The organism is Dyadobacter sp. CY345 (assembly GCF_021502725.1).
Taxonomy (GTDB): Bacteria; Bacteroidota; Bacteroidia; order Cytophagales; family Spirosomataceae; genus Dyadobacter.
Genome location: NZ_JAKFFS010000007.1, coordinates 333,909 through 353,292, shown reverse-complemented (window position 1 = coordinate 353,292; position 19,384 = coordinate 333,909). Strand labels below are relative to the sequence as shown.

Here is a 19,384-nt window from a genome sequence, read left to right as displayed (position 1 = left end):
GTTTTAAAACGAGAATTTTGGCTAAAATAACAGCTCTAACCTCGATTCAATACATCAACAAATTCGTGTATCAAAGAAATATCAACAATATTAAAATTCAGATTACATAATTTCACCCAACGAGTTATTTTAATTCCAGAATCAAACTTAGGAGCGCTCGCTCATACCAATTCGCGCTCAAAATGAGGCCGGTTATAGAAAAAATCAGAAGTGAAGGGCCTATCAGTTTACAAAAAATATCAGATCAATTAACTGAAATGGGGTTTACAACTATAACGGGCGCTAAGTGGAGCCCCTCCGCTGTAAAATCACTGGAATCCAGAATCGAAAGAATGCAAATTAATGAGGCCAATTAGCCACATTTTCACTTCTTGCAGTTTGAGCCCTTCGCCAATACTCGTCACATCCTCTGCCGCATTGGACAGAATGATTATCGCAGTTTGCCTATCAGGATCAAATCCAATAAAGATCTGGAAATGAGTGTTCCTAGAGAATTCGGACGCGTTGACCATACGATTCCGTAGAAGATTGACCATCAACTGACTATTATCTGATAGGACCAAATCTTTATTACCGGCTTTATTTTGAAGAATGGCATAAATACATAAGTGTTCATAATTTTTGTGCAGTTGCAATACCGTGTCCATAACCTGGATGTCAATTTTCAGAGTCTCTTTATCTTCGGCAAAGTGTTTAAATATGTGCCTGTCTCGTACATGGTCTGCCAATCATTTGCACCGACTGTTTTTCCATACTGTAATGTTGATTTCGCATAATTCGACCAATCACGTTTTCCCCCGTAAAAATAAAGTTGGGGCAGCGACAGGAGTTTGGATGTGTCTGCAAAGCTGGTAGCTACGATCTCTTTCAGCTCTTCTAATAAGGCTAAATAATCTTCCATTCCTGCTATGACTGCTGTTTGAGTTATAATCCTTTGCGCCATTTTATCTACGTCAGCTTTTCCAAAAAGAGGAACAAATTTTCACTGGGATCTTAAAAAATACTTGCTGGCAGGCGATTTAAAGTCAATTAGATTTGTGAAAATAAATCTGAGATTTCTGACGCCAATTCCCGGCAGACTGTGTGTTAAGGTATTGCTGTACAATTTTTTCTTTCAGGTTATCTTTTACCATATAATAGGTAAGCGCATTGCTCAAATTCAACAGTAACTGTGCAGACTTTTCGCCCAGCTCGTACCTGGATAATAACGTAAACATGGCAGCATTGGGATCGGAAGGATTTTTAATCATTCCAACGTTGTAATAGGCTGACTGATTTCCTCAGCCTCAGTTCGTGTCTTCACGAAACGAAAACCAGCAGAAATTACCCAGTACATTATCAACACAAAAGGGAGTAAAGAAATATCACTTTCCGCTTATCAGCTAGAAAAAAACAACATAACAATTACAATTATGAGAAAATTATCCCAACTGTTTTTAACGGCTTTACTGCTTGCAGCCAGCCAATTTGCAAATGCCCAAACCAACGTAGGTATCAACAACCCCACGCCAGATGCAAGTGCAGCGTTAGATGTGACCAGCACTACTCAGGGAGTGCTCGTACCCCGTATGACGCTTGCACAACGCAACCTCATTAACCAAATAAGCGGTGTAAGCACACCCGCCACAGGTTTATTAATTTACCAAACGGATAATACACCGGGCTTTTATTTTTATAATGGGAGTGCATGGACTACATTGACAGGAACGAACGGGCAGGGCGTACCCACAGGCGGTGTTGCCAACCAAGTACTCGCTAAGGTAGATGGCACAAGCTACAATACCGCCTGGGTAACCCCTACAAGTGGAAGTTTGGCTGCTTCTATCATAAATACCAGCACAACATTATCCGGAACAAACAATCAATTTATCGTAGCAAGCGGTGCTATTACAATTACATTACCATCCGCTCCTGTAGCCGGACAACAAGTATCTATTTTTCCTGAAACCTCTTCTGCAAACATTAATGTTAATCCAAATGGTAAAAAATTCAGGCAGGGCGGTATAGATTATGATACCTCAAACTTATTTGACTTTGGGGTTCCCACAAGCAGCACTCGCGGTTTAACACTCATTTACAGCGGTCAAAAATGGTATCCGGTATCCCTTTAATTAAAACGCTACCACGGGTAGTATCATCATGAAACAAGCAGCACTCATACTGATTTTTCCATCGTTCAAGTAAGAAAAAAGAATAAAATTTAAAAATCAGTCATATATCTCTTAATAAAATACCAATAAAAAATAAATATTATGGGTATGAAAAAATTTATACAGGCAGCCTTAATTGTATTGTTTGCTGTAAGCACCAAAGCAGTCGTTGCGCAGGTGCTCACCAATAACGGTGCAAGCCTTACCATTTCTACCGGCGCTACCTTACAGGTAAATGGTGCATCACAATACAATACAGGCAGTACGCTTACGAACAACGGAGCAATAGCCGCAACTGGCAATATTACCAACAATATGGCCATGTCAGCGGCAAATAACGGTACGCTTACTTTTAATGGTACTGCAGCTCAAACGCTTAGCGGCACAGCACCCTATATGGCCAAAAATGTAACGGTAAACAATTCAGCAGGCGTAACGATTGCCAATTCGCTGAGGGTCGATGGTACATTAACTTTTACCAATGGGATAATATCAGCAGCTAACACGGCCAATGCAGTAATTTTTACCGCCAACGGCACAGGTAGTGCCGCAAATAACGCCAGCCATGTCAAAGGATATGTAGTAAAAGAAGGCACCGGAAGCTTTACCTATCCGGTTGGAGACGGTGCAAGATACCAGCCCATACTTTTAGATCTGACAGCCAACAATAACGGTATGCTGGTCGGCTACCTGCCTGCCGACGCTGCCGCGGCATCGTATACAACAACCGGGGCATCGGACACAGCTCTTCAAGCCTACAACAACCAGGAATACTGGGACGTTTCGCCTATTGGATCGGCTACGGGAAAAGTAACCTTGTTTTACGATGATTACAAAAATGCATTGATTACAAGTTCTTCCAATGTTAACGTTTTTAAAGTAGCCCACAAAACCAGCGCAGGCTGGCTGAACGAAGGCGGGACCGCCAGCGGTACAATAAGCGCCGGAAGCGTTACCAGCGCAGTCCTTTCCAGCTGGAGCCCCTTTACACTAGGCGCTATTTCGGAAAGCGCGCTGCCGGTTACCTTGGCCTCATTCAACGTAACCAAACAGGAAAATGCAGCATTGTTGGTATGGAGTACGACTTCGGAAGTCAACAGCGAAAAATTTGATATACAGCGGAGCGTCGATGGAAAAAACTGGCTTGTAATGGGATCGGTATCAGCTGTGAACATCGGCAATGCCTTCCAAAGTTACTCATTCAAAGATAGCTCCCCGCTTGCCGGCCGAAATCTGTACAGGCTCAAAATGATCGATCTGGATGCCAGTTTTGCGTACAGCCGTATCCAGGGTGTTGAGTTTGGGCAATCAACAACGATGATCACTTACCCCAATCCGTCGAAGGGGATAACTACGGTACAACTTGGAAAAAACAATATCGGTGGGCAGATCCATTTGATCAGCGCGACCGGGCTTGTCCTGCAAAAGATCAACGTCGCCTCTGAAACTGTTTCGGTAGCGCTGGGCAGCTATGGAGCAGGCGTTTATTTTCTGCAAGCCCCCGACGGGAAAACAGTAAAAGTGATCAAGGAGTAATACTTGACGCATTATCCGTACACTATGGTAAATGCGGCCATGCTTTTGTAGCTGGCCGCATTTAAAGCTCTTCTAAAGAAAACTGGATTGCCCGTGACGGTTGTTAATTGAATTATCCTTCTCCTAGCCAATAACAGTATTTCCTAGGCGTTCGGAAATCACATAATCAGATCTTTTCGGTGAGAGCGAGATATGCAATAGTTACATGTTGCAAGGAGGATATTGATATCCGGTCACAGATGTTTCCACAGCGAAATTTTTCGATTATCTATTGATTAGTATGGACTCCGGAGCAAATGATTATTCTGGATTGCTTTAAGGCAGCCTTCCATATTTGGTCATGATACATAATCGATAATTAATTAATCACATATTTTCCATTTTTTCGCACCAAAACCCTAAGTTATTGAAACCAATTTTTAGCCACTGACAAATCTTGTTATAACTTACTATTATCTATTTGTTTTTCGGTACCAGTAAACGGAGATTATTTGAGATGGCTCATACCGATAAAGCACTTGCTACTCATGACTGCATGTTGACCTATTAAAGCTGTTTCATGCATCCTATGCTAGCTAATACTTTTTCCAGCTCGGAGCTGCTGATATCCCGGTGTAGTATTTTGCCGTCAGGACCTATCAGAAAGTTGGAAGGAAAGCTAGTTATATTGTTGGCCACTACCATGTCGTTAAGACTGTCTGACAGTATCTGCGGCCATTCCAGCGGCATTTTCCCAAGGAATCGGCGAAGTCTTTTTGGATCATCCAGACTTGCTATGCCGACAAATTCGATACGCTCTGTGTTTACCTTTTTATACACATTTCTCAATGCCGGAAGCTGCTCAACGCAACCTTTACACCAAGTGCCCCAAAAATCGATAAAGACATATTTCCCTCTTAGATTGGTAGAAATTACATCTTCCTGTGTTAGGAAATCCTTTGCATTAAAAGGCTTGAAAACATCTCCTGTTTTAGCAAAGTAAGTGCTGTCGTCGCCAGATAAAACCATTAGCTTAAATGTATTCGGGGAAAGATCCAATCCTAGATTCTTGAACTTTCTTTCAGGCTAGCCAATGGTTAGATGTTGCCCGAGAGGAATGGTCTCATGAAGTTTTGCATAGGATCCTTTTTGAATATTTCCGCAAGTATCAATCTGGATTCTTCGGCATAAGGACAGTCAAAACCCTGGCTGACTGCTATTTCATAAACATTACCATCAAGGATAATGGACGTTCCGGAAGAGATACACATCGATCCGGATGGCCTTTATTTAGACATTGATTTGACCCATAATGTGCAGGATTTAAACCAGATTAATTGATAATCACAAGTGCTTTTTGGTAACAAATCTTTGAGTAATTTATTAGAAGTAACTACTTGAAACATTTTCATAGGGAGTATACTCTGAACCGTGTCAGGATTTAAAATTGGAAGTTTCACCCTTCGTATAAAAATTTACGGAGAGCCTATATTCTGTCACAAAGTTTATATCAATGAGAAATAATAAGCCCCAATTAAAAAGGTGAAAGATTAATCTATTAATCCATTCAAGATTTTACAGCGAGAAGATATGCAAAGATTAGATTTTTGTTTGGGTCCGAGGTTATTGATAATGCCAGCGCAATAGATACAACACCCCTCTTGCCTCCCCAGACCGACAATAGTACACTTTACGGCATGGCCTAAATAGTAATCGTTAATATTTTAGAACTTCTACATTCTGCGTAGCCACAACTACTGCCCCTACCCTGTTCATTTCACCTTTTGCCAATCCAATACTTAAAAGTGAGACATCTTTGTACTTTTTAAATTTTTTTAATAAAAATTTCTGTCAATGACTTAGTTGCTTTACGAGCATCCTTTATTTGGATAACGTCCTATATTTCAAATCCTAATCATAAGAATCCCGTATTGTAGTTCCCGATAGTTACATCATTATCAATGAGTTACAGAGCTTTTAGGAATATAAGCGCGAGATAGATGGCATACTTTTTCTATTGGCAGAGGGAATATCAAACTAAACATTCAAACTATGAAATCTCAATTCAAAGATTTTGACTTTAATTACCGAAATGAACACACCGAAGGATTGATCACAGGTCTGCTACTTGGAGCGACCATAGGTGCCTGCGTTGCTATCCTGCTTGCACCCAAGTCAGGCAAGGCTTTGCGTGGTAAAATCAAAGACCTGGCCGGCTCGCAGACAGATAAGTTAACAAGAAGCTGGGAGCAGGCAAAAGATTCGGCAGGTAAGGCAGCCGGGGATGCGATAAATGCTGTTGACTCTGCGGCCGGGGATGCTGAATCTAAGGTGAAGGACCTGGCTGGCAAGGCAGAAGATAAAATTGAGGATGGCGTTGAAACAGTTGTTGACCGCTTTCAAAAAAGATATTAGATCTTGCCGACTTCCCGAAGTCTGGTTGCCAGGAATATCTGGCAACCTTCTTATTTTATTTAATACTTCATCAAAAAGAAACCACTAATTTATGGAAAATAGTAAAATTTACACGCAGCCATCTCCAAACAGCGGAGCTATCTATTTAAAAAGAATTTCATGGAGTGCCATTTTTGCTGGCGTACTTGTAGCCATTGTAACGCAAATGCTGCTATCGCTTTTGGGTTTCGGAATCGGCCTTGGCACAATTGACGCCATTGAGGAAAAGAATCCGGCAGCTGGATTAGGGATCGGCAGTGCTATCTGGTATATCATTTCAAGTTTGATCTCCCTTTTTGCCGGAAGCTGGGTTGCCGGCCGGCTGGCCAGTGCTCCCCGTTTGTTCGATGGGATCCTGCATGGTGTACTCACCTGGTGTTTGGTTACGCTGTTAACTATCTACTTTTTGACCACCACGATCGGCAGCATTATCGGCGGAACGGGGAGACTGGTTGGGGGTTTGGTAAAGACGGCGGGTGCGGGCATTGCAGCAGCCGCTCCCGGTATGGGCGATGCAATTCAGGGCCAATTGAAGAATGAAGGTGTTGATATAAATAAGCTGGATCTTTCTGACCTGAAGAGTGAGGCAAACAAGTTGCTGCGCCAGACTGGTGACCCGGCATTGAACCCTGACAAGCTGGAACAGAAAGCTGGCCGTGCGGCTGATAAAGCCGGCAATGCAGCAGAAAACGCCGCCGCAGATCCGGGCAATGCGGATGATATTGCCGGCAGCGTATTCAAAAATCTTTTTAAGGAAGGCCAGGCAACTGTATCACAAATTGACCGACATGACGCTGTAAATGTGGTAATGAAAAGAACTGGGAAAACGCAGCAGGAATCGGAGCAAATCGTTGACAACTGGATCAATACCTACAAACAGGCACAGGTCAAAATTGAACAGGCGAAAAAAGACGCAGAAGTGAAAGCACGGCAACTCGCCGATGATGCGGCTGCGGCAGCTTCAAAGGCAGCAATTTTTGGATTTCTAGGTTTGGTCATCGGCGTGGCCGCCGCTTGCTACGGAGCAAAAATTGGGACACAGTCGCAAGGCGATCCAAATCGCTTTGACGAACCGGTCGGTAGCCTACGGTAACTCAATAAACCAAATAAAACAGGACACGAATAGTGTGTCCAGTTTTATTTGCCAGATACCCCGTCAGGCATGGCGGGCGCACGATTGTTTTTAAATCTCATATTAGTTTAGAGTATGTCCAATCTTCACTGGAACCGGCAGAAATCATGTCAAAAGTCGATAGAAAGTGCAGCCGGAAAATTTTTCTCTTTACTTGATCCGGGGCTGTTGCCCCAGGTTTCGCTTTTGGGCGTCGACCCTGAAAAACCGGTAAACGAAACGTCGCTTTTTTTGGAGCAAGCCGACTCCATTCTTGAGATTAATGACTTTATCCAGATCCATGTACTTGCCCGGCAGCTGGGCATCAGTACAGGGACAAGCAGGATTAAAAGCTCGCGAAAAAAGGTGACGGGAAGCCAGATTGACCGTGCTCGTTTTCGCGGGTACAAGCTGGCTGTGCAGAAACTGCTCATCGCCCTGCCGGCTTTTGAAGATAAGCAGCTACACGTTTCAGCGCCTTGTGAAATAGGTCCCTACCTAGTGTTTATCATCCTGACACTGCCCCGTGAGGTTATTGCCCGGTATTTTACGCTTCAAAGATCAGAAAATGACGGCCAGACCTCGCCCAGCCACTCCGTTATTGAAAGTGCAATCAGCGTGTTTTTATCGGAATGCAGGGGTCATTTACAGGAAAGCCAGTTCAGAAAGCGGTTTATAGACCGGTCTGCGGAAGAATTACTTAAAAGCGCAGGACGTGATTTCATGACTACTATCGAGGACAGCATTGAATTCAGACCAGACCAGATCAGCCTCTTCGATGCCATAGATAACGTGTCAATGCTTCGGTATGAAGGGAGAGATGCAATCGGCAAAATCTTGCTAGCCAAAGAAGGCCATACTAATATTGTCTTTACGCTCCGCTTGTCAAAACCTATCCCGTTAAACGATTCCCGAAAAGTCCGCAAACTTTTAGAGCTAGGCGACCAAAACAGTTGCGTGGTTTGTGATGGACAACATTTACTGGGTTTGGGCAGGGCGCGTGGCAATTACAATCCTAAGCAAAATTCACTGTATTGCATAAATTTCAAAGGTCATTACAAATGGGAGCTGCTTCACGATGAAAGCCCGTTGTTATCGGTTTGCCATGGACTGCCAAAAATACGGATGGAAGGCATTGACCACAGTTACTTTACAGCCCAGGTCAATCAGGTGTTCAAAGGTCTGAATGCATCTGAAATTGAACGGCTTTGGGAGATTACGTTAAGTGCAACCAAGCAAAAGGCCGGGACGATGATCGTCATATCTGATCATGCCAAATCCGAATCGAAACGGCTTGCCAACCAGTGTTTTAAAGTAGAACCGTTAGTGCTTACCCAGGAGCTGGTTAACCAAATCACAGCGATTGACGGCGCCGTGCTGCTCGATCAGGATTGTGTTTGTCATGCAATCGGTGTAATCCTGGACGGCATTGTCTCAGACAAACAGGGTGATGCCTCACGCGGAGCCCGGTATAATTCAGCTATCCGGTATTTTAGTACCAATCGCCCAAAGCATTCAATATTGATCATTATTATTTCAGAGGACGGGATGATCAATTTGATTCCTAATGAATAGATCCAAAATCTATTCACACGTATCGGGAAAATCGTATGAACTGTTCGTAAGCATTCCGTAACAGACAGGCTTTCTCCAAAGTAACATGAACAAACAATAAGATTAAAAACAAAAATATGATCATCACTACCCCATTTTACACACGCCTCGCTCAGATCCTGATCAGCATCATCTGCCTGGTTTACATCGCCATTATCGGTCAGACATTGCTGGCACCGCTCATTTTTGCACTGCTTTTTTCACTCTTGCTTTTGCCGTCCTGTGTATTTCTGGAGCACCGTCTACGCCTGCCCCGGGCACTATCCTCACTGTTTTCGTTGTTGGCGCTAATCGTTGCTATCGCAGGTGTATTTTTCCTGTTAGGCTCCCAGCTGACTGCACTCGCTCAGGACTGGCCTGCATTCAAGCAGCAGGTGCTCGACACAACGGTAGATCTGCAAAAATGGATCGAAGTAACATTTCATGTAGATAGTGAGGAGCAAATGAACTACATCAATGATTCAGCGTCAAAGGCGGTGAACACTGGCACCAGCATTCTGGGACATACGATCCTGTCAGTTTCCTCAGTCTTGCTTTTTTTGGTTTTCACGTTCTTATACACATTCTTTATTCTGTTGCACCGAAGGTTGCTGCTCAGGTTTCTTGTCTCAGTATTTGACCAGGAGCATAGTATTGTGGTCTACGACATTGTGAATCAGATTCAGTACATAGTAAAAAAATACATATTCGGATTATTCCTGCAAATGCTATTGGTAACAGGACTTACTTGCATAGCCTTTTGGGTCCTGGGTGTGAAATATGGTTTCCTGCTCGGACTGATCACCGGCATTTTGAACCTTATCCCATATATCGGGATTCTCACCGCTCTGATCTTATCCAGCCTGATCACCTTCGCTACTGCCGGAACGAGCCAGTTGTTCTTCGTCGCCATCGCCATTGTGGTAATTCACCTGATCGACAGCAATTATATTATGCCAAAAATCGTCGGTTCGAAAGTAAAGATCAACACACTTGTTGCGCTGATCGGCCTCGTTCTTGGCGAGATGATCTGGGGCATTACCGGAATGTTCCTGTCTATTCCCATTATAGCCATCTTCAAAGTGATCTTTGACCGGGTAAATGGTCTTAATCCATGGGGAATGCTTTTAGGGGAAGATGATAGCGACCCAAAATCAAAACCTGCTATTCGGGAAGTCGTCGAAGATGAGCATAACCGGGGGAGAGACACGGGTATGTAACCAATTAAAGGTGCAAATAAATAGATACCTCGATCATGGTACAAGAAAGAAACGAAATAGCCCGTAAACCTTTATTTTACGGGCTATTAAGAAATTTGCATCTTTCAATCAGCAGTAGAGCCAGCGGTAATCGTACTAGCGGTCATATTTAAGATTTTATTTCCAATTTTCTACGTAGGTCTTCCATGTCATTACCCACCTTCTTATCCACAATTTTTGCGTAATGTTGTGTTGTTCTTAGGTCTTTATAACCCAACATTTTTCATACGCTTTCAATCGGAACATCATTAGAAAGCGTTACCGTTGTTGCGAACGTATGACGTGCCAAATGAAATGTGATGTCTCTTTCAATTACGCAGACATCCGCGATTTGTTTGAGGTATGAATTCATTCGCTGATTTGTCATAACCGGAAGTAATTTATCCTGCGCCTGGCAATGTAAATGATCTGCATAACGGTCCAAAATCTCCAAAGGTAATTGCAGCAACGGGATTCGTGAAGGAGCATCAGTCTTCTGACGATTGATGGATAACCACTTTTTGCCATCTAACCAGTCTATCATCTCTGACCTTTTTAGCTTTTGAACGTTTAAGTAAGAGAGCCCTGTATGACAACAGAACAAAAATATGTCCCTTACCTTCCTCAACCTTTCGTTTGGAAATTCTTTTGTTTCAATTGCCTTTAATTCATTTTCATCCAGTGGTCTTCGATCCACTTCCTGTTTTGCCATGCTGAAAGCAAAGAACGGATCACGAACAATCCAACCATTTTTTACAAATATCAAGACTATCTTTTTGAGATATAACAGATACTCCATAGTCGTATTATGCGAAATATTTTGTTTATGTTTAAGATAAAATGCATTAGCCGAAATAAGGCCGTAATCCAGTTTGTCTAAACAAACGTTCTCTACCTTGTATTTATAAATCAAGAATTCCTGAACGTTTCGCATAGCAGCCTCATAGCGATTATAGGTGCCCTTTGCGAAATCCTTTCCTACCAAGGCAAACATTTCCTCATTGTGCTCCTTGAAAATTTCCATAATCATTCTCGGTCTATCGGCTACCCCAGTGAGGATATCTTTAATACTACCAGCAGTAACAGACTTTCCATTGTCAACAAGGCTGCGTTGCGCCTCATAAACCTTTGTTTGCAAAGAATCTAAAAAAGCATTAAGCGCACGAACATCTTCTTTTTGACCTACCTTCCTTCCCGCAGATGCATTCCATTTTTCTGGCTCGCATTCGCGTTTAGTAGCAATTTCAATACGTTGTCTGTCAATGGTAAAACGCATATAAATCGGCATTCTACCATCAACATAATTCTTCGGCTTTTTTAAATAGAACAGTAATGTGAATGTTTTACTAAGCATAACATACTTTTTTAAGTGAATAAAAGTAGGTTTGCAGCACAAAAAAAACAAGATGTAAACGAGGTAAACAAGCTGATAAACAATAAATTACACACATTCTGGTGAGTCATTTTTTTCGAAGTATGTGACTCTCGATTTACTCACCATCATATTGCGAAATATTGAATATTTTGACGCATTTTCAAAAAACAAAAACCCTGTAAATCATTGATTTGCAGGGTTTTGTTTGTTTTTGTTATGTCATTCAGTGCACCCAACGAGATTCGAACTCATATCGTCGGTACCGGAAACCGAAATTCTATCCATTGAACTATGGGTGCGGGCGGCATAAAGCCTGTAACGGGGTGCAAATATAGTTTCTATTTTGATTTCTTGTTACTGATTAAAAGAAATTGTTCAAAATAATGACGTTAACGGTGCGAATTATATTTTTTTCATCAACTCCCAGTCTTCCACATGTTTCAGATACATGTAATCAAGCAGGATTCCATTTACGTTCGTAATCAATTTATGACCCTCAGTGAATGGAACTACATGCGTAGTAATAAACTCATGATCAGATATTAAGCCTTGCGTTTGATTATGATATGAAGCAATTTGCTCAGAGGTCAATTCTATTTCGCTGTAAAACAAATACATCGCCTCGTCACTCGTTCCTGTTGAAGGGAAGAAAGGATCTTTATTTAGTTCGACCAGCTCCTCCTTCGGAATGCTGATCCCTGTTTCCTCAAAAACCTCACGGGCAGCAACAGAGGCCGCATCGCTTTCACTATCCAGCATTCCAGCTGGATGTTCATAAGTTAATGATCCATCACAAATTCTGCGTTGACGAACCAGAAGTAGAAATTTTTCTCTTGTCTCTTTTTCAATGAAACAAATCAGTACACAAACAACCTCTCCTTTTAGAAAACAGATTGGAGGAATCTTATCACCCTCTGGCGTGGTTGCGTCAGTCATCAGCAGAGAAAACAGAATTTCACCGTTTCCATTTCTCCGGGAATAAACCTCTTCTATGCCGTGAATGTCAAGACCGTTTTTTTCTAGATTTCCTTTCCACAAGTTGTATTTGTGGGAATCAACAAGTTTCTCACTCATATTGACTTCGCTATAAATGTTGAATTTTAGTTATACAACGGGAAAGATACTGCGACATAAGGCATATCGTAGGTGGTGGAAAACATGTTCTGATTGTTGTCAAGCTTAACGTCGGTTTTGTACGTCTGACGTCCGTGAACATATCCAAGTTTTACGCCAACCCTTTCAGTAATCCAGTAACGTACGAACACCTCTGACTGTCCGCTATTTTTTTCAAATGCCAGTGGAACAACGTTGAAAAAGTTCGGTGAACTCGGGACATTGCTATTGTAATAATCTGAACTTTCACCAGTTGGAAAAGCATTTTTTACATAATATCCATTCCGCTTTACGCCGATCGCAATTCCCATAATATCCGTGTTCGCGCCGATATCTAATTTCCCAAATTTCAAAGAAATGCCGAAAAGCACACTTAAAGAATTGGAAGAAAGTCTGCCAAATTTCAATGAATCTCCTTTTGATTGTAAATTGTCGGGTACTAGCGTTTTGTCACCCGTATAGTATGCTGCCGTACGCACGCCCCACCCAAGATTGAACCATGGAAAAGCCTTAACACTTAATTCCTGATGATACATCGCAGAAGGTGCCCATTCCTTGTCGTAATAACCCGTTCCCAGATCTATTCCGGAAGTCACCCGAGACGTATATTGCGCATTAGAAATAGCGGTACTCAACAAAAATAATACTACTGATAGTCTTAAAATTTTCATTTTTTTAATAATTATGCTGACGTAAAGATAAAGAAATGTAAAAAAACAGGTTCAAGGCTTTTAATTAAATCATCAGCCTTGTCAGACATTTCTCTTTTCTCTTATTTTATGAATTTCACTTAATCCGTTCTCAGTCAGACTGGCTGTTATGTTAATTCCGTCTTCTTCCATTATTGTGACTGTCACCAGTCCTTCTTTCCTTAATAATTCTGTCGCTTCCTGGAATTGATCCTGGCTTTCGGCAGGAAATTCTATAAAGTTTCTGTCATCCGCTGTAAGGAATAACAAGAGCGCGTCTTCGATTTCCTTTGTCATGGCGATTAGCAAGTTTGTTGATATGTAAAATTCTATTTTTCAAATATCCCTTTCCATTTCGAAAATATAGATTTTCAAATATAGTCTAAAAAAATAAGGCAGAGATGTCTCTGCCTTTAACTTATTCCTGTTTTTTAAATTTCTTAATTTAAATTTGACGTATTCTTATCCAACGGCTACTTTTTCCGCAAGTTGCACAATAACAATATTGACAACTATAACTTCTTTTTAAGTATCACCGCAGCCATAGGCGGAAGATTTAATTTCACCGAAAAGTCCTTCCCATGCCATAACTGGTTTTCAGCTTTTACAGGCTGAGCATTTAACTGTCCACTTCCGTAATACAGCAAATCATCAGAATTGAAAACTTCTTCCCACAAACCTCCCGTTAAAACACCTACTCTATAATCCGGTCTTGGAACTGCTGTCAGATTAAGAACTATAACAAGATTATGCGCAGGATCTGAAGATTTTCTTGCATATACCAAAACAGAATTTTCTCTGTCCTGTGTATCAATCCACTCAAAACCTTCGCTAGAGAATGAATATTCCGATAGCGCAATTTCAGTTTTGTAAATCTTGTTCAACGCCTTCACGCATTCCTTCATTCCTTTATGTGGAGCAAAATCGAGCAAATGCCAGTCAAGACTTTGTTCAAAGTTCCATTCAGACGTTTGTCCAAATTCACAACCCATGAACATAAGTTTTGTTCCCGGATGCGTGAACATATAACTGAACATCAACCTCAAATTCGCAAACTTCTGCCACTCATCGCCGGGCATTTTATTAATAAGCGATTTCTTCCCGTAAACCACTTCATCGTGGGAAAACGGTAGCATGAAGTTTTCAGAGAAAGCATAAACTAAACTAAATGTCAGCTGGTCCTGATGCCATTTACGGAAAGCTGGATCTTTCTCGAAATATTTCAAAGTGTCGTTCATCCAACCCATCATCCATTTCATACCAAAACCAAGCCCGCCGACAAACACCGGACGGGATACGCCAGGAAATGCTGTGGATTCTTCTGCAATGCTTTGAATATCTGGAAACTCAGAATACGCCGCGATGTTCATGTCACGAAGCAAGGAGATCGCTTCAAGATTCTCGCGACCGCCAAATTCGTTCGGAATCCATTCGCCGTGTTTTCTTGAATAATCAAGATATAACATGGAAGCAACCGCATCCACACGAAGACCATCGGTATGATAACGATCCATCCAGAAAATAGCGTTGCTTATCAAGAATGAACGAACTTCGTTTCTGCCATAATTGAATATGTAACTTTTCCAATCCGGGTGGTATCCTTTTCTAGGATCTTCATGTTCGTAAAGTGACGTTCCGTCGAAACGGAAAAGTCCGTGGGCATCACCTGGAAAATGCGAAGGAACCCAGTCCACATAAACACCAATTCCTTCCTGGTGCAACCGATCAATCAGATACATAAGCTCTTGCGGTGTTCCCATCCGGGACGCGCAGGAAAAATATCCTGTGATCTGATATCCCCACGAAGGCGGATACGGATGTTCCATGATCGGCATCAGCTCTACGTGCGTAAAGCCCATTTCCTTTACATAAGGAACAAGCGTTTCTGCAATTTCCTTATAAGTCAGGAAACGCTCGGGATCCGACGGGTCGCGTTGCCAGGATCCTAAATGCACCTCGTACACCGAAATCGGTGCATTTAATTTATTTTTTTCTTTTCTGGTTTTAAGCCATTCCGCATCGTTCCACTCATACCAGGTATCCCAAACAATGGAGGCAGTTCTGGGAGCCACTTCGCACCACAATGCAAACGGGTCAGATTTTTCCAGGTGCTGGCCGTCATTTGTAACAATATAATATTTGTAGACTTCGCCGACACCGATGTTAGGAATCCATCCTTCCCAGATTCCGGAACTGTCCCAACGTGGTGCGAGTCGGTGTTCTCCTTTATTCCAACCGTTAAAGTTCCCGATCACTGCAATGGACGAGGCATTTGGTGCCCAAACTGCAAAATAGGTTCCCGTAACGCCCTGAAAGTCCATGACATGGGAACCCAGTTTTTCATATAACTTGAAATGTTTCCCCTGCTTAAACAAGTGAATGTCGAAGTCTGTAAAACGGGTAAGGGTTTCTACTGGCTTCAAATCAGGCTTTTCCACCGAAACCAATTCCTGGTCCACCGAAGGCGCTTGGGACGCATTCTTTTTATTTTTACTTGTTGACTTAGTCATTGGTTAATATACAATTTACAATAATCGGATGAGAGTATGGACTACCGGGGAGTTGTTAGCTCCCGTCCGTAATCGCTTCAATTTACAATTTTATTAAACTATTTCTTAAAATGTATCTATTATTTCATATCTCATCTAAAAAACCAATGCCAAAGTACTTTTGTTACATCGTTTTCCCCTTTTCAACTGCTTCTAATACCCGCATGATATTTCCGCCCCATATCTTCTCGATATCTTTCGCTGAATAACCACGGCGAACAAGTTCCTCTGTGATCACACCAATCTGGCTCACATCATCCAGTCCTTTTACCCTTCCACCGCCATCAAGATCCATGCCAATCCCCACGTGATCTACACTGGTTAGCTTTATAACGTGCTCGATATGATTGACAGCATCTACGATCGTCGGCATATCTGACTCGTATTTCTTTGAATTTGCCTTCATTTCTTCAAAAAGCGCCTTTCTATCTTCCGGCGAAAGATCGGTTTGACGCAGTTTCAAACGAAGCGCCTTCACAGACAGCTCCTGCTGCATCGAAGGCTTTTTCACGAAACCGGGAACAAAATTGATCTGTATCACACCACCATTTTTAGCCAAAGTTTTGATCATGTCATCTGTCATATTTCTTGGCACATCACACAGCGCGCGGCAAGACGAATGGGAAGCAATAACCGGTACTTTCGTCAATTTAATAACATCATAAAAGGTTGAATCAGATACGTGAGAAATATCCACCATCATTCCCAAACGGTTCATTTCTTTCACAACTTGCTCTCCAAAAGGGCTCAAACCGTTCCATTCCGGTCCGTCGGGATCTGTTGAAGAATCGGCGATATCGTTGTTTGCCGAATGAGAGAGTGTGATATATCGAAGACCAAGATCATAGTACAGTTTAAGGTTGGCAAGATCGTTATTAACCGGCCAGCCATTTTCCATACCTATAAAAACCGCCCTTTTGCCTTCTTTTTGCAATCTGTAAGCATCCGCACGTGTGGTAGCAATACCGGCAACTTCCGGATTTTTCTTAACGGCATCATGAATTTTATCAAAAATCGCTAACGCCTTTTTCTTTGCTTCGGCATTGGTCTCCGGAGAACGTTTTCCCTGTCCTAAATAAACTGCGAAAAACATGCCGTCCATGCCACCTTTTTTCATTCTCGGAAAATCGATTTGAGAACCGTCCTTTGCATAATCATGTTCAATCGCAACATCAAACCCTTCTTTCATCATGTTAATCGGCACATCCGCATGCGTGTCGATAGTCAACGCTTTTTCGTGAATCTTGGCAGCTTTTTCCTTGATAGCATCCGGATTTGTCTGGGCTTGCGATATTAAAGGCAGAGCTAGGAGAAGTAACAGCTTTTTCATAAGTAGTAATAATGTAAGAGTGAAAATTTGGCAGAAACTCTCTGCAACCACCAAATTCACCTTTTTTCATGTAAAAAACCAATACTTATTTGTCACTTATCCGTATTTGCCAACTTTTTAATAGTATTCTCCATAATAATCCTCGATTCGTAATAAATGGAACGGAAGGATGTGCGGATCGAGCTCAACATAATTCCATTCGCCCCGCCATTCATAACGCGCGTCGGTGATAAGGTCGTGGGCTATGAAAATTTCATCATGATTTTTATTTATTAAATGTAAAGGAACCTGAACCATACCAGACTGCCTGTGGTGGGCATTCAGATTTACAACACAAAGAATTTTATTACCGTTATCATGACTTTTGTAGTAAGCCAGAATCTGATCATTTTGAACGGCACAGGTATGGATCCGGTTTGTCTGCTGCAACGCCTGATTCTCTTTTCTTATCTTGTTAATCATCGTAATCAGGTAAGTGATTTTCGTTTCCTTTTCCCAATCCCAATGTTTAATCTCATACTTTTCCGAATTCCAGTAATCTTCTTTGCCTGGAAAAGCCTCATACACCAACTGTTCAAAAACCGGCCCATAAATACCGTAACAGCCAGATAAGGTTGCTGCCAGAAAAAACCTGATCAATTGCTGAGGCTCATGTCCTGATTGTAGATTATAAGGATTGAGGTCGGGCGAGTTGATCCGGAAAATAGGTCTGAAAAAATCCTTCTGTTCCGAATAGGCGATTTCATTGATATATTGCTGCAATTCATATCCGGAGTTTCTCCACATAAAATAAGAATCGGATAATGCAAAACCTGATTTTGCGAGGTAATTCATTACTTTCGGACGCGTTACAGTTCCGGCGTAAAAAATAATTTCAGGACTTTTGGTATTCACTTCGTGAATTATCTCCTGCCACCAGCCTACCGGATAAAAATCAGGTTCGGCAATCCGGAAAATTTGAACACCACAATCGATCCATACCTGCAATATTTGCAGCACAGCATTTTTGATTTCTTCACTATTTCCTGTATTGATTTTTAGTCGCAAAAAATCGGGCTGCGTAGAATTTGGCGAAGCTGTCAAATCGCTTGATCCGGAACTTTGTTTTTCAAACCAATCGGGATGGCCGGTCAACCAGGGATGGTCGGGCGAAAACTGTAAAGCGAAATCCAGCGCTATAGAGATATCGTGCTTCTTCGCTTCCGCGACCAAATCTTTAAAATCGTCAAAAGTACCCAGCTCAGGATGAACGGTTTCATGTCCTCCATAAGAATTTCCGGTCGCATAAGGTGAGCCAGGATCGTCATGTTCAAGCTTTTTACCTCCGTTTTTCCCCTTCCTTTTTTCATTTCCGATCGGATGGATTGGTGGAAAATTCAATACATCGAACCCCATATTCGCAATTCTGGGAAGTAAATTAACGACATCCTGAAATGTTCCATGTCTTCCTTTAAATGGTGAAGCGGAGCGGGGAAACATCGTGTACCACGAGCTGAATTCGACCTTTTTATGATTGGAAATTATTTCAAAATCAAAAGTCTCAGTTGATAATGTCGTGTCCGGATACCGGTTAAGCCACTCTGTAAAACGAAAACTCATCGCAAGTTGCCCCGCTTCGTCAGCTCTTTTTTGATCTTTAAAAATCCTGATTGCTTCCTTAACAAGTGTTTTGTCTTCTTTGGAGGCTTTTCCGGCCATACTTTCCAAAAGTGAAACACCGGTAGACAGCAAATCCGTCAGGGAAAGATAATGATGAACCCTTCTCACCATTTCTGATTGCCAGGTAGCAATCGGATCAATCCAGGCTTTTATTTTATACTTATATGACCCGGTTTTTTCTACCGGAAATTGTCCTTCCCAACGATCATTGACAATTGGCTTTAAATAAGTTTCCCGCCAATTATTTTCACTCTCATGTTTATAGAGGATTCGTGCAGCCAGACTGTTGTTTCCGTTTGCAAAAATATCGGCCTGCACAAAAAATGTATCCCCTTCAATCACCTTAACGGGGAATTTCCCGTGATCAATTTGGGGAATAACGTTTTCGATCACTACCGGATCGTTATGCAATATTGCAAGTCCAGCTATTCCAGTATCGTTATTCATATATAGAAAATAATTTACTTTCAATTTTTACTAAAAATATTCACAAATATTGATTAAACCGTCAATATCGGGGATTCGCTAATGAAATCATTCCAGCATAAAATTATTGGCGACTTTTTAGTGTATATATGACAAGTATAAAATAATCACGGTTTCCTTAT

At 41.8% G+C, this 19,384-nt stretch carries 16 protein-coding genes, 1 tRNA gene and 1 pseudogene; 7 read left to right on the top strand and 11 right to left on the bottom strand.

The features are described 5' to 3' along the window. Window positions 1-110, top strand: a pseudogene (locus tag L0657_RS26855) (IS982 family transposase); the annotation flags it as partial. Between the two features lie 554 nt (window positions 111-664). Here L0657_RS26855 and L0657_RS26850 read toward each other — a convergent pair. Both L0657_RS26850 and L0657_RS26845 read right to left on the bottom strand, forming a co-directional pair. Further along, window positions 665-943 carry a hypothetical protein gene (locus L0657_RS26850; RefSeq protein WP_235153939.1) on the bottom strand — a complete coding sequence of 93 codons (279 nt, stop codon included), beginning with the start codon at window positions 941-943 and terminating at the stop codon, window positions 665-667. An 82-nt stretch (window positions 944-1,025) separates the two neighbouring features. Then, complete coding sequence (locus L0657_RS26845; protein ID WP_235153929.1) at window positions 1,026-1,250, bottom strand: hypothetical protein; 225 nt, start codon at window positions 1,248-1,250, stop codon at window positions 1,026-1,028. Window positions 1,251-1,412: 162 nt separating this feature from the next. Here L0657_RS26845 and L0657_RS26840 point away from each other — a divergent pair, with 162 nt between their 5' ends. After that, window positions 1,413-2,111, top strand: a complete 699-nt coding sequence (locus tag L0657_RS26840) for a hypothetical protein (protein ID WP_235153927.1) — start codon at window positions 1,413-1,415, stop codon at window positions 2,109-2,111. A 147-nt stretch (window positions 2,112-2,258) separates the two neighbouring features. Then, entirely contained in the window at window positions 2,259-3,686 is a 1,428-nt protein-coding gene (locus L0657_RS26835) for a T9SS type A sorting domain-containing protein (RefSeq protein ID WP_235153925.1), read from the top strand. A gap of 546 nt (window positions 3,687-4,232) precedes the next feature. Here L0657_RS26835 and L0657_RS26830 read toward each other — a convergent pair. After that, a complete protein-coding gene (locus tag L0657_RS26830) occupies window positions 4,233-4,694 on the bottom strand; it encodes a peroxiredoxin (protein ID WP_235153919.1) in 462 nt (153 codons plus the stop codon). A 1,023-nt stretch (window positions 4,695-5,717) separates the two neighbouring features. On the opposite strand from L0657_RS26830, the gene L0657_RS26825 reads away from it, so the two are divergent. The 4 genes from L0657_RS26825 to L0657_RS26810 all read left to right on the top strand — a co-directional run bounded on the left by L0657_RS26825 (window position 5,718) and on the right by L0657_RS26810 (window position 10,043). Beyond that, entirely contained in the window at window positions 5,718-6,080 is a 363-nt protein-coding gene (locus L0657_RS26825; protein WP_235153917.1) for a YtxH domain-containing protein, read from the top strand. A 91-nt stretch (window positions 6,081-6,171) separates the two neighbouring features. After that, complete coding sequence (locus L0657_RS26820; RefSeq protein ID WP_235153915.1) at window positions 6,172-7,212, top strand: hypothetical protein; 1,041 nt, start codon at window positions 6,172-6,174, stop codon at window positions 7,210-7,212. A gap of 114 nt (window positions 7,213-7,326) precedes the next feature. After that, window positions 7,327-8,805, top strand: a complete 1,479-nt coding sequence (locus tag L0657_RS26815) for a diadenylate cyclase (RefSeq protein ID WP_235153914.1) — start codon at window positions 7,327-7,329, stop codon at window positions 8,803-8,805. A gap of 116 nt (window positions 8,806-8,921) precedes the next feature. Beyond that, complete coding sequence (locus L0657_RS26810) at window positions 8,922-10,043, top strand: AI-2E family transporter (RefSeq protein ID WP_235153912.1); 1,122 nt, start codon at window positions 8,922-8,924, stop codon at window positions 10,041-10,043. A 262-nt stretch (window positions 10,044-10,305) separates the two neighbouring features. On the opposite strand, the gene L0657_RS26805 is transcribed toward L0657_RS26810, so the two are convergent. From L0657_RS26805 to L0657_RS26770, 8 genes are all read right to left on the bottom strand, one after another. After that, window positions 10,306-11,415 (bottom strand): site-specific integrase, encoded by a 1,110-nt coding sequence (locus tag L0657_RS26805; RefSeq protein WP_235153910.1) that lies wholly within the window; start codon window positions 11,413-11,415, stop codon window positions 10,306-10,308. Between the two features lie 248 nt (window positions 11,416-11,663). Further along, a tRNA-Arg gene (locus L0657_RS26800) sits at window positions 11,664-11,735 on the bottom strand. 103 nt (window positions 11,736-11,838) lie between these two features. Beyond that, on the bottom strand, window positions 11,839-12,510 hold the full coding sequence (locus L0657_RS26795; protein WP_235153907.1) for an NUDIX domain-containing protein: 672 nt from the start codon (window positions 12,508-12,510) through the stop codon (window positions 11,839-11,841). A gap of 26 nt (window positions 12,511-12,536) precedes the next feature. After that, complete coding sequence (locus L0657_RS26790) at window positions 12,537-13,220, bottom strand: hypothetical protein (protein WP_235153905.1); 684 nt, start codon at window positions 13,218-13,220, stop codon at window positions 12,537-12,539. Window positions 13,221-13,301: 81 nt separating this feature from the next. Next, the gene (locus tag L0657_RS26785; RefSeq protein ID WP_235153900.1) at window positions 13,302-13,535 is read right to left on the bottom strand and encodes a hypothetical protein; all 234 of its coding nucleotides are present in this window, start codon (window positions 13,533-13,535) and stop codon (window positions 13,302-13,304) included. Window positions 13,536-13,750: 215 nt separating this feature from the next. Beyond that, the gene (gene glgB / locus L0657_RS26780; RefSeq protein WP_235153898.1) at window positions 13,751-15,748 is read right to left on the bottom strand and encodes a 1,4-alpha-glucan branching protein GlgB; all 1,998 of its coding nucleotides are present in this window, start codon (window positions 15,746-15,748) and stop codon (window positions 13,751-13,753) included. Between the two features lie 163 nt (window positions 15,749-15,911). Beyond that, window positions 15,912-17,117 carry a dipeptidase gene (locus L0657_RS26775; protein WP_235153888.1) on the bottom strand — a complete coding sequence of 402 codons (1,206 nt, stop codon included), beginning with the start codon at window positions 17,115-17,117 and terminating at the stop codon, window positions 15,912-15,914. Window positions 17,118-17,234: 117 nt separating this feature from the next. After that, window positions 17,235-19,223: a maltotransferase domain-containing protein gene (locus L0657_RS26770; RefSeq protein ID WP_235153885.1), complete on the bottom strand. Its 1,989-nt coding sequence runs from the start codon at window positions 19,221-19,223 to the stop codon at window positions 17,235-17,237. Window positions 19,224-19,384: the final 161 nt, after the last annotated feature.